Source organism: Acinetobacter sp. ANC_7634, from assembly GCF_056779875.1.
This window is the reverse complement of the sequence record NZ_JBWYIT010000002.1, coordinates 55,322-69,134: the sequence shown is the minus strand read 5'-3', so window position 1 is coordinate 69,134 and position 13,813 is coordinate 55,322. Positions and strand designations below refer to the sequence as shown.

Below are 13,813 nucleotides of genomic sequence, written 5' to 3'. Positions count from 1 at the left end.
ATCTTGATTAGTCTTTTAAAGCTGCCGCTTTCGCTTTAACAGTCGCTAAGTTACCGTTTACAGCTTTAGTCATACGTGTGCCGTAATCCGCATCTGCTTTATAGAAATAAGACAACATGATGTGTTTAGTTTCTGAATCTTTTACGTTACCAAGATCAGCTGCTAAGTTCATAATGAGGTCAGATTTCTCTTTAGCAGAGTATGAACGGTATAAATCACCCGCTTGCTTAAAGTTTTGCTCTTTCACACCACGTTGCTGAACCGTACCAGAAAGTGGAGTTTCAACAGCACGAGCTTTCGCTGTAGATGGTTTTGGTTCAATACGACTTGGTTCGTAATTCACATTAGATGTCGTAGCACCAACATTCATATAACCATCTTGGTTATTGTTGTTCACATTTACCAATGGACGGTTTACTGGAATTTGTTGGTGATTTGCACCTAAACGGTACATTTGTGTATCAGAGTAAGAGAAGATACGACCTTGAAGTAAGCGGTCTTCTGATGGCTCGATACCTGGTACTAAATTACCTGGTGCTAAAGCAACTTGTTCCGTTTCTTGGAAGAAATTCTTCGGCATACGATTTAATGTCAAAGTACCCACTTTTGTTTCTGGTACTAAATCAGTAGGCCAGATTTTAGTTGGATCAAGTGGATCGAAATCGAAGCTATTCAAATCTTTAGGATCCAACACTTGGATATAAAGATCCCATTTCGGGAAATTGCCCGCATTGATGTTCTTATAAAGATCATTCGTTAAGTGGTTAAAGTCTTTACCTTGTAATTCAGCAGCTTCTTTAACGTTTAGACCTTTAACACCTTGCTTAGAACGGAAGTTAAATTTAACGTATTTATATTCGCCTTTGTCGTTGTACAATTTAAATGCATGTACACCGAAACCGTCTTGTTCACGGTAGCTCGTAGGAACACCTTGGTTACCATATACATAAGTCAACATATTTGTTGCCCATGGCTGGCTAGACAAGAAGTCAAATACGCGATTAGCGTCTTGAACGTTGTCAATTGGGCTTGGTTTCATTGCGTGGATGAAGTCTGGGAACTTAATCGCATCACGAATGAAGAATACAGGCGTTTGGTTACCAACTAAATCCCAGTTACCTTCTTGAGTATAAAACTTAATTGCGAAGCCATGTGGGTCACGTAAAGTTTCTGGAGAATGCTTACCATGAATTACTGTAGAGAAGCGTAAGAATACTGGAGTTTTCGTACCTGCTTTGAAAAGTGAAGCAATAGTAAGATCTGATAAATCTTTAGTTGCAACGAATTCACCATAAGCTCCCGTACCACGTGCGTGTACAACACGCTCAGGGATACGCTCACGACCGAAACGTTGAAGTTTTTGAATCAACTGTACATCTTGTAATAATACAGAACCATTTGGACCTGCAGTGATTGAGTTTTGGTTATCACCCACTGGTGCGCCGTTATCTTTTGTTAATGGTGCAGCTGATGCTGCTGTCGCAGTTGCAAGCATTGCAACCAACATTGAACGCTTAAACATCGTTTTCTCTCTCAAATTTACCTTTCCTGCACGCGTAAATTACCTTCTTTAACAAAATTGGTAAAAAGGTTAATTTTTATTATTTCAATCGCTTTATTAGATCAAAAGTATATACTCCGATTAATTATTTTTTTATCAATGGCTTATGAGGATAGATAACGACTTTATCCCTTATCTTTTTTCCAATTTGATACAATTCATTTGAATTAAAAAACATCAAACTTGGTTGAATTATGCGTGCTTTACTCCAACGCGTCCTTGAAGCGAAAGTCGTTGTGGATGGTGAGATTACTGGTCAAATCGAAAAAGGGATTTTAGTTTTTATTGGTATTGGCAAAGAAGATAACTTTGAAAAAGGTAAGAAGCTCATCGATAAGATTTTAAAATACCGTTTTTTTGATGATGACCAAGGAAAAATGGGTTGGAATCTTAGCCAAGCCGGAGGCGGATTATTATTAGTCTCGCAATTTACCCTGATGGCACAAACCCAAAAAGGTTTGCGTCCTGACTTCGGCCCTGCAATGCCGCCTCTCGAAGCAAAAGAACTGTATGAACAGTTAGTTGAATACGCAAAATCTCAGTTTGAACATGTACAAACAGGAATCTTTGCAGCGGATATGAAAGTGCATCTCATCAATGATGGTCCGGTAACCTTCAATCTTGAAGTTGAATGACTAGAAAAGCCCTCTGATGAGGGCTTTTTTTCTTGCATTTCAATACTCATCTCTAGAATCAAAACGAGAAAAGTCCGTATTTAGGTGCTGTATTACTTACCTGTCTTTTCTTTAATAAATTGACGAGCAAATTGTATTTTTTCTTTTACAGGTTTAGGAATTTTTGGTGGAATTAATTTAGCGACTTGGTTAAACCATACCAATAAGCTGAAATCACCTTCCATTTTAATACTGCCATTTTGCATACCCGTCATGAATGCAGTTGGATCACCTTTCAACAGGGTTTTAACACCTTGCTCGCTATCAGCAAACTGAAGTACGAAATCTGCTTTCTCTGCATCACCTGAAACAGAATCAATCTGACCATTGTTGACTAAAATCTGACGTGCAACACCTAGATCTGTACCTATTTGAATACGGAACTGACGATCATGAATTAACTCAATAAATTTTGGACTCGTACGTGACAATTGTTTCATACGCAACGCCAAACCTAACACCAAAAGGTCTAGTGGATCTGTGCTTGCATCAACGATAGGTAATTTCACAACAGGTATTGAAGATAGTTTCATGACAATTTAAGTCCGTTTTTTTAATATCAAAAATAATTGATTCATCCTAGCATATCTTATAAGTAAGGAAATGCAGCTTTGTTTAACAAAACGTATAGGCAAAAAAAAGGTATATCATTTTGATACACCTTTAAATATAAAATTGTTACCACGCAGTTTTGGTTTACATATCATTTGTCATGAGTAGGATTTAATCGTCCTCATATACAGGAGTATGTTCAATATAACGACGATTTTCTAAAGCCTTTTGCGCACGACTATCTTCGCGAAGTAAGAAAGCCGTTAAAGCCACCATGGCTAAGCTAATCGCTGTTAAATAACTATATGCCAAAGACATGTCAAAGACGTGTTGGACACTATAACGAATACCTTCAAGTAAACCCCAGAAGACCATACCCGCCAACATAAACCCTAGCCAATGACGATAAGGTGAAAAGAATACGGCCGCCAATGCTACAGCGATCAGAGCAAATCCGAGTATCGTTGCAAAAGTTAAAGTGACCATAAAAATCTCCGTCAAAATTTAGATGTTTCAAATACTGCCTAATGGTGTTTCACAACAAATTAAATAACGCTTCACTTTCTTCAATGGTCTTGTTGGCGTTTATGAAAGCATTATGGTGAGTTTTTTTCAGAAAAAAAGACCTGATGCTTTTGTAAGCGACACATATTGTCGCAACATTCTTTTGTCATTACATTTTTTAAGATTAGACATTTTTCATAGAGTCAGAATCAGTCAAACTTGGCGTGTCATTACAAAAAAATACCTCGTAATTTTTTGTCAAAAACATCTTTTTTTCGATGATGACCATCTGTTTTTTCGTCTGAACTTAGCTGATTAAAATTTGTCTAAGAATGATTCACTTAGATAAAAAAAAGCGACCATTTGGTCGCCTTTTTAATAAGCTTTTTTTGATTTTAAGCTCGACTTAAATCTTTATCATGTACACCTAACAGGTACAGAACACCATCCAACCCAACACTTGAGATGGCTTGATTTGCATTTTGACGCACCAATGGTTTAGCACGGAATGCAACGCCCAAGCCCGCTATAGAGAGCATTGGCAAATCATTCGCACCATCACCTACTGCAATCGTTTGCTCAAGTGAAATGCCCATTTCATCCGCAATTTGGCCTAATAAAAATGCTTTACGAGCGCCATCCACAATATGCCCTTTAACTTCGCCAGTGACCTGCCCATCTTGAACATCCAAGATATTGGCATGAACTTCATCAATCCCAAGTTTTTCTTGTAAATATTCAGCGAAATATTGGAAGCCACCAGATAAAATAGCCGTACGATAACCCAAAGATTTCAGGGTTGAAATAAGACGTTCTGCACCTTCAGTAATCGTTAAACGTTCTGCAATTTTAGGCAATACAGAAGCATCCATACCTTTCAGTAGCGCCACACGCGCACGGAAACTGCTCTGAAAGTCCAGCTCACCTTGCATAGCACGCTCAGTAATTTCTGCGACTTGTGCACCGACACCTGCTTCAATTGCAAGCTCATCAATCACTTCTTGTTCGATCAGCGTTGAATCCATATCAAAGCAAACTAAACGACGATTACGACGGTACGGCGTGTCTTCTTGTACTGCAACATCGACACTAAGGTCATTTGATAAACTTAAACATGCCGCTCGCATCGTTGCAGCATCTAACATCTGACCGCTCAAACCAAATTGCAAACAAGCACGTTTTGGTTCATTTTCAAAATGATTCAACGTTGGGCGACCAGACAAACGAGTGACTGTTTCAATATTAAACCCTTGACTTGAAACAATATTAGTCACTGCTTGCAAATGTGCTGCAGTAAGTTCAGGTGCCAATGCCGTCACGATATATCGTGTACGTCCACCCTCTTTCACCCATTGCTCATAATCTTCTGAATCGATCGGTTTAAAGCGCACAGTAAGACCAATATCGTGTGCTAAAATCAGAATATCTTTCATGGCCAAAGCCGTTGCTGTCTGGTCTTCGGAAGCAACCACGATGCCGAGAGTCAATTGGTTATGGATAACTGCTTGTCCTACATCTAAAATTTGCAAAGAATGTACGGACAACACCTGCATCAATCGAGTAAACTGATTCGGTTGGTCAGGTCCTAAAAATGAAATAAGAATGATTTCTCGCATGAATTGACTCGGGTCTGAGCTACGAATATTGTAAGAATCATAATCGAAATTGAATTAATTTTCTTTGGAAGTTTACGTTGAATGCGCCTAGACAAGGGCTATTTGCTAGCCTGCTGATTGTAAGTTTTGCCTTGCATACCTTTTTATTGGTTATTGCAACGACACATCAATTAAATGAAAACCGTGCAAGCCAAGGTTTGCTAATGACGACTCAACTGGTCGCAGATAGCTTAACTGAACTTGAACCTGCCAATACTGTATCTCTTGCATTATTAGCCAACCGCTATGCAACGAATCCAAGTGTTGCATATATACGTATTCTTGGCACAGGAGATCAAGTTCTCGCAACTGCAGGCTTGTCTAAGACGCGTCAGGGTGAAATCTTCGTTCGAGATGCACTACAAAATGAAAAGAAAATTGGCAGTGTGGAAATCACATTGGTTAAACCAAGTATCGGTGAAATATTAAGAACACAATGGCTGGCGATCCTCTCGTCACTCTTTATTCATGGCTTATTATGGTTGGCTTATCGTGCCATTGCTCGCCCTACGCGTAGCGAATATCTTGCGAGATTAAATAATGAGTCCCGTTTACGTCATGAGATCAAACTGCTCACTGAAGCATTAGAACTGGAAAAGAGTCAGCCTAAACAACCTCATACGCCAGAGCAAAATAAAGAACAAGCTGCAATTACGCCAAAAGTACCGACTCTGCAGTTAAATCAGGATGCTTTATCACTGAATATCCAATTTTATGATCCGAAACAATTAATTAATACGGTCAACAAATCTGTCTCTTTACCTTATTTTAATTTATGTCAAATTTTCTTAAATAAGAGTATCGAACTGTGTACAGCGCATTATCATTTGAATGTTGATGATATCGTTGTGAATCGTAGTTTTGATCAACAAGGCGCTGTCATCAGTATTTCTTCACTCAAGAATAACTCGATTGCTTGCATCTTAATGATTGGTTCGGTGTTTCAATTATTGTCAGAAGTACTCTATAAGCGTTACCGTGAGGATAAACGGTTCGTATTGCAAACGCGCTGTGCTGTAACCGCCCCAGTGGAGGCAATGCAACTCGATTCAGTACAAGCTGCGGAAAGACTCACACATCACCTGATTGCGAAAGAAATGGCGCTATATTTGACCCACGATCAGTTAAAGCATATTGGTGAATGCTATCAATTGGTTCCGATGCCGAATCCAACCAGTGTGTTAACACGTCACGCTTTCATGATTAATGGTATGAACGAAGCCTGTGCCGAACTCGCACAAAATATCCGTACTGAGATTTTGAAAGGCAAAGCCCAAAGCTCCTCGACGGATCGTACAATCAGCTCTTAATTAGATTAAATTTTAATAAGTAAACCAGATTTGATGCTAAGTTAAATCTGGTTTTTCTTTTTAAAAGCTCACAGTCGTGAAAAGTTAGACTAAGCGTCTAGTTTGTATACAAAATTGCTCTTTTGGTAATTTTATCTCTCTTTTCAATGTGCTATGAAGGTGTATGTTGGACTGTGTTGAATGGTACAGTCATAAGCATAGGCAAACTGACTAAAAAAGCGTTAGACTATGGCGCAACAAATTTATTCAAATGTCAGAATGACATAACAAAAAGGTGAAGGTTGATGTCGCTCAATACTGTAGAAGAACTTGTAGCAGATATCCGTGCAGGAAAAATGGTCATCCTGATGGATGATGAAGATCGTGAAAATGAAGGCGACCTCGTTATTGCTGCAACGCACGTACGACCTGAAGACATTAATTTCATGATCACGCATGCTCGTGGCTTGGTTTGCTTAACGTTAAGTCGTGAACGCTGCAAACAATTAAATTTACCGTTAATGGTTGATGCGAATGGCGCTCAACACGGGACAAACTTCACGCTTTCTATTGAAGCTGCAAATGGCATTTCTACAGGTATTTCTCCAGCAGAACGTGCGCACACGATTCAAACAGCAGTTGCGGCACATGCAAAACCAGCAGATATCGTTCAGCCAGGCCATATTTTTCCACTCATGGCACAACCAGGTGGTGTGCTCCATCGTGCAGGTCATACCGAAGCAGGCTGTGATTTAGCTCGTCTTGCAGGTCTTGAACCAGCTTCTGTGATTTGTGAAATTATCAATGAAGACGGGACTATGGCCCGTCGTGCTGACCTTGAAATTTTTGCTGAAAAACACGGTCTAAAAATTGGTACAATTGCTGATCTTATTCACTACCGTATGACCAATGAACAAACGGTAGAGCGTTTGGATCAACAAAAACTCGATACCGAGTATGGTACTTTTGATCTTTACCGTTATCGTGAAGTCGGGAATCCTGATATTCATTTGGCATTGGTTAAAGGTCAACCTGAAGAGGGTGTGACGACTGTTCGCGTTCATGGCTTCAATCCGGCGCGAGACTTATTAAAGCTTAATAAGCAAGATGGTGAAGCAGCTTGGAATTTAGATCGTGCTTTAAAAGAAATTGCTCAAAGCGATCGTGGTGTCTTGGTATGGATTGGACAACGTCAGCCGTCTGATTTAGGTCCAGCATTAGAAGCATTAACTGCGCCAAAACCAGCCAAGTCAAATGCTGCCTTATCGCAGCAATACCAAACCATTGGTGTGGGTGCACAAATTTTACGTGATTTAGGCGTACAGAAAATGAAGCTCCTGAGCTCACCTTTACGCTTCAATGCATTGTCTGGCTTTAATTTAGAAGTGGTCGAATACATCACAGCTGATCAGAGCTCTCATTCATAACTCTTATTAAATATCGAGGTTGCTATGGCGATTCGCCGTATTGAAGGTTTATTACATCTCGCGAGCGAAGATCGTTACGCGATTCTAGTTGGTCGTTTTAACAGCTTTGTTGTTGAACATTTATTAGAAGGTGCAATTGATACATTGCATCGACATGGTGTTAAAGACGATAATATCACTGTCGTTCACGCGCCAGGCGCTTGGGAACTTCCGGTTGTGGCGAAAAAACTCGCAAATTCTGGTAAGTTTGATGCGGTAATTGCACTTGGTGCAGTTATTCGCGGTAGCACTCCTCACTTTGACTTTGTTGCTGGTGAATGTGCAAAAGGCCTTGGTGTTGTTGGTTTAGAAGCTGGTTTACCTGTAATCAATGGCGTATTGACTACAGACAGCATTGAACAAGCCATCGAGCGTTCAGGTACAAAAGCAGGTAATAAAGGTGGTGAAGCTGCCTTGACTGCAATTGAAATGGTTAACTTGCTAAAGGCGATCTAAAGCATGTCGCAGACACTCCAAGCTACTTATGCAGCTAAACGCAAAGCACGTCGTTTTGCTGTACAAGGGATTTATGAATGGCAAATGAGCCACAACCCTGTGCATGAAATTGAAGCACGTACACGTGCTGAAAATGCCATGCATAAAGTGGATCTCAGCTATTATCACGAGTTGCTCACACAAGTGATTGCAAATCATGAAGCATTGGATGCGTTATTAATTCCAGTACTAGATCGTGAGATCTCGGCACTGGACGGCGTTGAATTAGCTACTTTGCGTCTTGGCGCGTATGAATTGAAAGAGCATCTTGAAATTCCATATCGCGTCGTTCTCGATGAAGCAATTGAATTGGCTAAACACTTCGGCGGTGCAGATAGTCACAAATACATCAATGGTGTATTAGACCGTTTGGCACAAAGCCTACGTGAAGCAGAAAAGCAACAAGCAAAATAAGTTGTTGTTGAAATGGCTGAGTTTTCTATTATTGATACCTATTTCAATCGACCGAGTTATTCTTCAGTCGATCTAGGTGTCGGTGATGACTCAGCCCTGCTCACCCCGCCTCCACAGCAACAATTGGTCATTTGTGCCGATACCCTCGTTGCTGGTCGACATTTCCCCATCGATACAGATCCCCATGCGATTGGATGGAAATCTGTAGCTGTGAATCTTTCAGACATTGCAGCCATGGGTGCAAAACCTCAAAGCATTCTCTTGGCATTGAGCCTACCCCAAATTGATCATGATTGGCTAAAAGGGTTTAGTCAGGGTTTGTATGATTGTTGCGATCAATTTGGGATAAGTTTAATTGGCGGCGACACAACGCAAAGCCCACATCTCACATTATCAGTTACCGCTCTAGGCTGGGTGGATATTGGAAAAGCCGTGCCACGCTCTGGTGCTCAAGCAGGTGATTTAATTTGTGTATCAGGCACTGTCGGTGATGCTGCATTCGGATTAAAATATCCCGATCATGCTTTAAAAAAACGTCTCGATTATCCCACTCCACGTTGTGAACTCGGTCAAGCGCTTAAAGGATTGGCGCATAGTATGATTGACGTATCCGATGGTTTGGCACAAGATCTAGGACATATTCTCAAAGCATCACATGTAGGTGCCGACTTACACTTAGATCAACTTCCACTTAGTCCTGCCTTACAAGCATTGCCCAATCAGCAAAAATGGCAATTGGCTTTAGCAGGTGGCGATGATTATGAATTGTGTTTTACGATTCCTTCATCTGCCTTAGATGAGTTAAAAGCTCAACACTGCGATACACCAATCACGGTGATTGGTGTCGTAAAAGAGACTCAGCTATTAGATTTTTATCATTATCGACAACCACAAGAACTAGAATTACAGGGATATCAGCACTTTGCAAAAACAACCAATTAATTTTAAAACGATGACTTGGTCTGAACGTTTCATTGTTTTTTGTGGCGTTGGATTCGGTTCTGGTTTAGCGCCAAAAGCACCTGGTACTTTTGGTTCAGCTTTTGCCTTGTTGTTTATCCCTGCTTTCATGGCAATAGGTTTTTTGTATAGCACGATTGCCATAATCGTTATGTCATTGATTGGGATATATATTTGTGGAAGAGCCGCTGATATAATGCGCGTCCATGATGACGGACGAATTGTGTGGGATGAATTTGCGGGTCAATCGATCACATTTCTCCCTTTAATCTACCTAGGTCTGATGAATTGGGTATGGCTTTTTATTGGTTTTGCACTTTTCCGTCTCTTTGATGTTTGGAAACCTTGGCCGATTCGCGTCATTGATCGTCAAGTCGACGGTGGTTTCGGCATTATGCTTGATGACCTGATCGCAGGTTTGTGGGCAGCACTTTGTATTATAATTTATCTCTATATTGATATGGTTTAAGCCAAGCTCCAAAGAAAGGATGTTGTATGTCAACCACAGTTGTTATTCTTGCTGCAGGTAAAGGGACGCGAATGCGTTCAAAACTACCAAAAGTATTACAGCCTTTAGCAGGACGTCCACTCTTAGGGCATGTCATTGAAACCGCAAAAAAAATACAAGCTGAAAATATTATTACTATTTTCGGTCACGGCGGCGCTCTAGTTAAACAAGCATTTTCGACAGAAAATATTGACTGGGTTGAACAAGCTGAACAACTTGGTACAGGTCACGCTGTTCAAATGACCTTACCTGTCTTACCCAAAGATGGTATTTCTTTAATTTTATCCGGCGATGTGCCTTGTATTACAGCCGATACATTACAAAAATTACTTGAAGCAACACAATCTAAAGGTATTGGCTTAGTCACACTTACACTAGACGATGCTTCAGGTTACGGTCGTATCGTGAGAGAAAATGGTAAAATCCAAGCCATTGTTGAACATAAAGATGCTTCTGAAGCGCAACGTTTAATTCAAGAAATTAATACTGGCATTTATGCAGTAAGCAATGCCAAATTGCACGAGTGGTTGCCACGTCTGAATAATAATAATGCGCAAGGCGAATATTATTTAACAGATATCGTAGCAATGGCTATTGACGATGGACTCGAAATTGCCTCAGTTGAACCTGCTTTAGCTTTCGAAGTTGAAGGTGTAAATGATCGTGTGCAATTGGCAGCATTGGAAAGAGAATACCAAAACTACCAAGCGAAATTACTGATGCAGCAAGGTGTACATTTGATCGACCCGAGTCGTTTCGATCTCCGAGGTTCACTCAAGGTTGGTCAAGATGTACGTATCGATATCAATGTCATTATCGAGGGCGAATGTGAACTTGGTGACAATGTCGAAATCGGTGCAGGCTGTGTAATTAAAAACTCCAAAATTGCTGCAGGCACGAAAGTTCAACCGTATAGCGTATTTGATTCAGCCATTGTGGGTGAGCAGACTCAAATTGGACCATTCGCACGTTTGCGCCCTGGTGCTAAATTGGCAAATGAAGTACACATTGGCAACTTTGTTGAAGTGAAAAACACCACCATTGGTTTAGGCTCTAAAGCCAATCATTTTACGTACTTAGGTGATGCTGAAGTGGGTGAGGGTTCAAATATCGGCGCGGGTACGATCACATGTAATTATGATGGTGCCAACAAGTTTAAAACGATCATTGGTGACCAAGCCTTTATAGGTTCAAACAGCTCTTTAGTCGCGCCGGTTAAAATTGGTAATGGTGCAACAGTTGGTGCTGGATCGACGATTACTCGTGATGTGGATGATCATAGTTTAGCGGTAGAACGCTCTAAACAATTTGTGAAAGACAATTATCCACGTCCACAAAAGATTAAGAATTAAGGGGATTACAGTATGTGTGGTATCGTCGGCGGTGTAGCAGAACGAAGCATAACGAATATTCTAATTGAAGGCTTAAAGCGTCTTGAATACCGTGGTTATGACTCAGCGGGATTAGCTTTAATCAATGCAGGTCAAGTTTTACGTGAACGTCGTGTCGGTAAAGTTATCAACCTTGAAGAAGCGGTTTCAGAAGCAGCGATCACTGGCGCGCTTGGTATCGCACATACACGTTGGGCTACTCATGGCAAACCTACAGAAAATAATGCACATCCGCATATATCTGGTCAAGTCGCTGTGGTACATAACGGTATTATTGAAAATTACCAAGAGCTTAAAGATGATCTTGAAGCATTAGGATATGTGTTTACATCCCAAACAGATACTGAAGTTGTTGCACACTTAGTTCACGATGCACTGAAGTCTGCTCCTAACCTGCTTAAAGCCGTTGAACAAGTTGTGCCTCAACTCAAAGGTGCATTTGCACTCGGTATCGTACATACAGATTACCCAAATGAATTGATCACTGTTCGTGAAGGTTCACCGCTCGTGATCGGTGTGGGAATTGGTGAGAACTTTATCAGTTCTGATCAATTGGCCCTATTACCGATTACCAATCGTTTTATATACCTTGAAGAAGGTGATATTGCGCGTTTAACACGTGATACGATTGAAGTATATGTACAAGGTGAGCGCGTTGAACGCCCTGTCAAAGAACTTGATGCGACAGTGAGTAATGCTTCAAAAGGTGAATATAAGCATTACATGCTGAAAGAAATTTATGAGCAACCTGAAGCAATCAAGCAAACTATCTCTCAAGCCTTAAATGCCGATCACTTACGTGATGATTTTCTTGCAAATGCTGTAGAAGATTTTTCTCAGATTCAGCAAGTTCAAATCATCGCTTGCGGTACCAGTTACCATGCAGGCATGATCGCAAAATATTGGTTTGAACAACTGATTGATGTACCTTGCCAAGTTGAAATTGCAAGTGAGTTCCGCTATCGCACTCCAGTCATCGTGAACAATACACTCTATGTGTGTATTTCTCAATCAGGTGAAACTGCCGACACATTGGCTGCTCTTCGTGATACACAAAAACGTGCCAAAGCGAAAAATATTAATATCACCACGATGACGATCTGTAACGTTGCAACATCTTCCATGGTGCGTGAAACAGATTACAGCTTATTGACATTAGCAGGTCCAGAAATTGGGGTTGCGTCGACCAAAGCATTCACCACACAACTTGCTGCCTTGATGCTTCTCGTGCTTAAGTTCGGTCAAGTTAAACAAACGATTTCTAATGAACAAGTAACAGAAATCATTACTGGATTGTGGCATACACCTAAAGTGATTCTTGACACATTACAATGTGATAAAGAAATTTTACGCCTATCTGAATTGTTTGTTGAAAAACAACATTGCCTATTTTTAGGTCGTGGAACACAGTTCCCAATCGCGCTTGAAGGAGCGCTTAAACTGAAAGAAATTTCATATATTCATGCTGAAGGTTATGCAGCTGGTGAGTTGAAACACGGCCCATTGGCCTTAGTTGATAATGATATGCCTGTTGTCATTCTTGCTCCTCAGGATGACATGCTTGATAAGCTCAAATCAAATATGGAAGAGGTTCAAGCACGTGGTGGTGAGCTGTTTGTATTTGCAGATGAAAATAGTGGCATTAAGGAAAAAGAGCGCCAACACGTTGTTCAAGTTCCGAGCGTTTCAGCACTATTATCACCAATCGTATACAGTATTCCTGTGCAGCTTTTGTCCTATCACATCGCTGTACTACGCGGTACCGATGTAGATCAGCCGCGTAACTTAGCTAAGTCAGTTACGGTTGAATAATTCAATTTGATCTACACTTAAAAAGACCGATAATGAAAATTATCGGTCTTTTTTTTATCAAATGAAATATCTTATCAGTGCATGTTTAGTCGGACATCCAGTTCGCTACGATGGTCAACATTGCCTTCAAGAAAAAATTAAAACGCTGATTGATACCGATCAGGCCGTCGTAATCTGCCCTGAAATTTCTGGAGGACTTAGCACTCCCAGAGCCCCTGCTGAAATTCAAAAAGGAACAGGCTCCGATGTTTTGAGTGGCCATGCAAAAGTATTTGATCTTTCGGGAAAAGATGTTACCGAAGCATTTATTTTAGGTGCCAAACAGACCTTAGCTTTTGCGAAAAAACATGGGATTACTCATGCGATTTTGAAAGCTAAAAGTCCATCATGTGGTTTTGGTCAGATTTATGATGGCTCTTTTTCGGGGTCAAAAATAAATGCGGACGGTGTTACAGCAGCGCTTTTAAAGCAACATGGTATTCACATCATGACTGAAAAAGAATTTCTAGATCAGTTAATGAAATAAAATCAG

14 protein-coding genes are annotated in these 13,813 nt (G+C 40.5%); 10 read left to right on the top strand and 4 right to left on the bottom strand.

Annotated elements, in window-relative coordinates:
* Positions 1-7: 7 nt before the first annotated feature.
* Positions 8-1,522 (bottom strand): catalase, encoded by a 1,515-nt coding sequence (locus tag AC1M9A_RS04135; RefSeq protein ID WP_180028376.1) that lies wholly within the window; start codon positions 1,520-1,522, stop codon positions 8-10.
* Between the two features lie 233 nt (positions 1,523-1,755).
* Here AC1M9A_RS04135 and dtd point away from each other — a divergent pair, with 233 nt between their 5' ends.
* Positions 1,756-2,196, top strand: coding sequence for a D-aminoacyl-tRNA deacylase (gene dtd, locus AC1M9A_RS04130; protein WP_035264810.1), 441 nt, complete (start codon positions 1,756-1,758; stop codon positions 2,194-2,196).
* Between the two features lie 92 nt (positions 2,197-2,288).
* Here dtd and AC1M9A_RS04125 read toward each other — a convergent pair whose 3' ends face one another.
* The 3 genes from AC1M9A_RS04125 to serB all read right to left on the bottom strand — a co-directional run bounded on the left by AC1M9A_RS04125 (position 2,289) and on the right by serB (position 4,907).
* Positions 2,289-2,768 carry an SCP-2 sterol transfer family protein gene (locus AC1M9A_RS04125; RefSeq protein WP_481592791.1) on the bottom strand — a complete coding sequence of 160 codons (480 nt, stop codon included), beginning with the start codon at positions 2,766-2,768 and terminating at the stop codon, positions 2,289-2,291.
* Between the two features lie 190 nt (positions 2,769-2,958).
* Positions 2,959-3,273 (bottom strand): ciprofloxacin tolerance protein AciT, encoded by a 315-nt coding sequence (gene aciT / locus AC1M9A_RS04120; RefSeq protein WP_035264816.1) that lies wholly within the window; start codon positions 3,271-3,273, stop codon positions 2,959-2,961.
* A gap of 413 nt (positions 3,274-3,686) precedes the next feature.
* Positions 3,687-4,907, bottom strand: a complete 1,221-nt coding sequence (gene serB, locus AC1M9A_RS04115) for a phosphoserine phosphatase SerB (RefSeq protein WP_481609704.1) — start codon at positions 4,905-4,907, stop codon at positions 3,687-3,689.
* Positions 4,908-4,984: 77 nt separating this feature from the next.
* Between serB and AC1M9A_RS04110 the strand changes: the two genes are divergently transcribed.
* The 9 genes from AC1M9A_RS04110 (at position 4,985) to AC1M9A_RS04070 (ending at position 13,807) form a co-directional block, all read left to right on the top strand.
* Positions 4,985-6,256, top strand: a complete 1,272-nt coding sequence (locus AC1M9A_RS04110; RefSeq protein WP_035264826.1) for a hypothetical protein — start codon at positions 4,985-4,987, stop codon at positions 6,254-6,256.
* Between the two features lie 284 nt (positions 6,257-6,540).
* A complete protein-coding gene (gene ribBA, locus AC1M9A_RS04105; protein ID WP_035264829.1) occupies positions 6,541-7,662 on the top strand; it encodes a bifunctional 3,4-dihydroxy-2-butanone-4-phosphate synthase/GTP cyclohydrolase II in 1,122 nt (373 codons plus the stop codon).
* A gap of 24 nt (positions 7,663-7,686) precedes the next feature.
* Entirely contained in the window at positions 7,687-8,157 is a 471-nt protein-coding gene (gene ribH / locus AC1M9A_RS04100; RefSeq protein WP_035264832.1) for a 6,7-dimethyl-8-ribityllumazine synthase, read from the top strand.
* 3 nt (positions 8,158-8,160) lie between these two features.
* Complete coding sequence (gene nusB, locus AC1M9A_RS04095) at positions 8,161-8,610, top strand: transcription antitermination factor NusB (RefSeq protein ID WP_035264834.1); 450 nt, start codon at positions 8,161-8,163, stop codon at positions 8,608-8,610.
* Positions 8,611-8,622: 12 nt separating this feature from the next.
* Positions 8,623-9,552 carry a thiamine-phosphate kinase gene (gene thiL, locus AC1M9A_RS04090; RefSeq protein WP_481609703.1) on the top strand — a complete coding sequence of 310 codons (930 nt, stop codon included), beginning with the start codon at positions 8,623-8,625 and terminating at the stop codon, positions 9,550-9,552.
* 10 nt (positions 9,553-9,562) lie between these two features.
* Positions 9,563-10,039, top strand: coding sequence for a phosphatidylglycerophosphatase A family protein (locus AC1M9A_RS04085; RefSeq protein WP_481609772.1), 477 nt, complete (start codon positions 9,563-9,565; stop codon positions 10,037-10,039).
* 26 nt (positions 10,040-10,065) lie between these two features.
* A complete protein-coding gene (glmU, locus tag AC1M9A_RS04080) occupies positions 10,066-11,430 on the top strand; it encodes a bifunctional UDP-N-acetylglucosamine diphosphorylase/glucosamine-1-phosphate N-acetyltransferase GlmU (protein WP_481592787.1) in 1,365 nt (454 codons plus the stop codon).
* A gap of 12 nt (positions 11,431-11,442) precedes the next feature.
* A complete protein-coding gene (glmS, locus tag AC1M9A_RS04075; RefSeq protein ID WP_481609702.1) occupies positions 11,443-13,281 on the top strand; it encodes a glutamine--fructose-6-phosphate transaminase (isomerizing) in 1,839 nt (612 codons plus the stop codon).
* A 61-nt stretch (positions 13,282-13,342) separates the two neighbouring features.
* Positions 13,343-13,807, top strand: a complete 465-nt coding sequence (locus AC1M9A_RS04070; protein WP_035264844.1) for a 2-thiouracil desulfurase family protein — start codon at positions 13,343-13,345, stop codon at positions 13,805-13,807.
* Positions 13,808-13,813: the final 6 nt, after the last annotated feature.

Bases quoted from the DNA above. Each gene is read 5' to 3' on its own strand.
- AC1M9A_RS04135 (WP_180028376.1), bottom strand. From the start codon at position 1,522: ATGTTTAAGCGTTCAATGTTGGTTGCAATGCTTGCAACTGCGACAGCA.
- dtd (WP_035264810.1), top strand. From the start codon at position 1,756: ATGCGTGCTTTACTCCAACGCGTCCTTGAAGCGAAAGTCGTTGTGGAT.
- AC1M9A_RS04125 (WP_481592791.1), bottom strand. From the start codon at position 2,768: ATGAAACTATCTTCAATACCTGTTGTGAAATTACCTATCGTTGATGCA.
- aciT (WP_035264816.1), bottom strand. From the start codon at position 3,273: ATGGTCACTTTAACTTTTGCAACGATACTCGGATTTGCTCTGATCGCT.
- serB (WP_481609704.1), bottom strand. From the start codon at position 4,907: ATGCGAGAAATCATTCTTATTTCATTTTTAGGACCTGACCAACCGAAT.
- ribBA (WP_035264829.1), top strand. From the start codon at position 6,541: ATGTCGCTCAATACTGTAGAAGAACTTGTAGCAGATATCCGTGCAGGA.
- ribH (WP_035264832.1), top strand. From the start codon at position 7,687: ATGGCGATTCGCCGTATTGAAGGTTTATTACATCTCGCGAGCGAAGAT.
- nusB (WP_035264834.1), top strand. From the start codon at position 8,161: ATGTCGCAGACACTCCAAGCTACTTATGCAGCTAAACGCAAAGCACGT.
- thiL (WP_481609703.1), top strand. From the start codon at position 8,623: ATGGCTGAGTTTTCTATTATTGATACCTATTTCAATCGACCGAGTTAT.
- AC1M9A_RS04085 (WP_481609772.1), top strand. From the start codon at position 9,563: ATGACTTGGTCTGAACGTTTCATTGTTTTTTGTGGCGTTGGATTCGGT.
- glmU (WP_481592787.1), top strand. From the start codon at position 10,066: ATGTCAACCACAGTTGTTATTCTTGCTGCAGGTAAAGGGACGCGAATG.
- glmS (WP_481609702.1), top strand. From the start codon at position 11,443: ATGTGTGGTATCGTCGGCGGTGTAGCAGAACGAAGCATAACGAATATT.
- AC1M9A_RS04070 (WP_035264844.1), top strand. From the start codon at position 13,343: ATGAAATATCTTATCAGTGCATGTTTAGTCGGACATCCAGTTCGCTAC.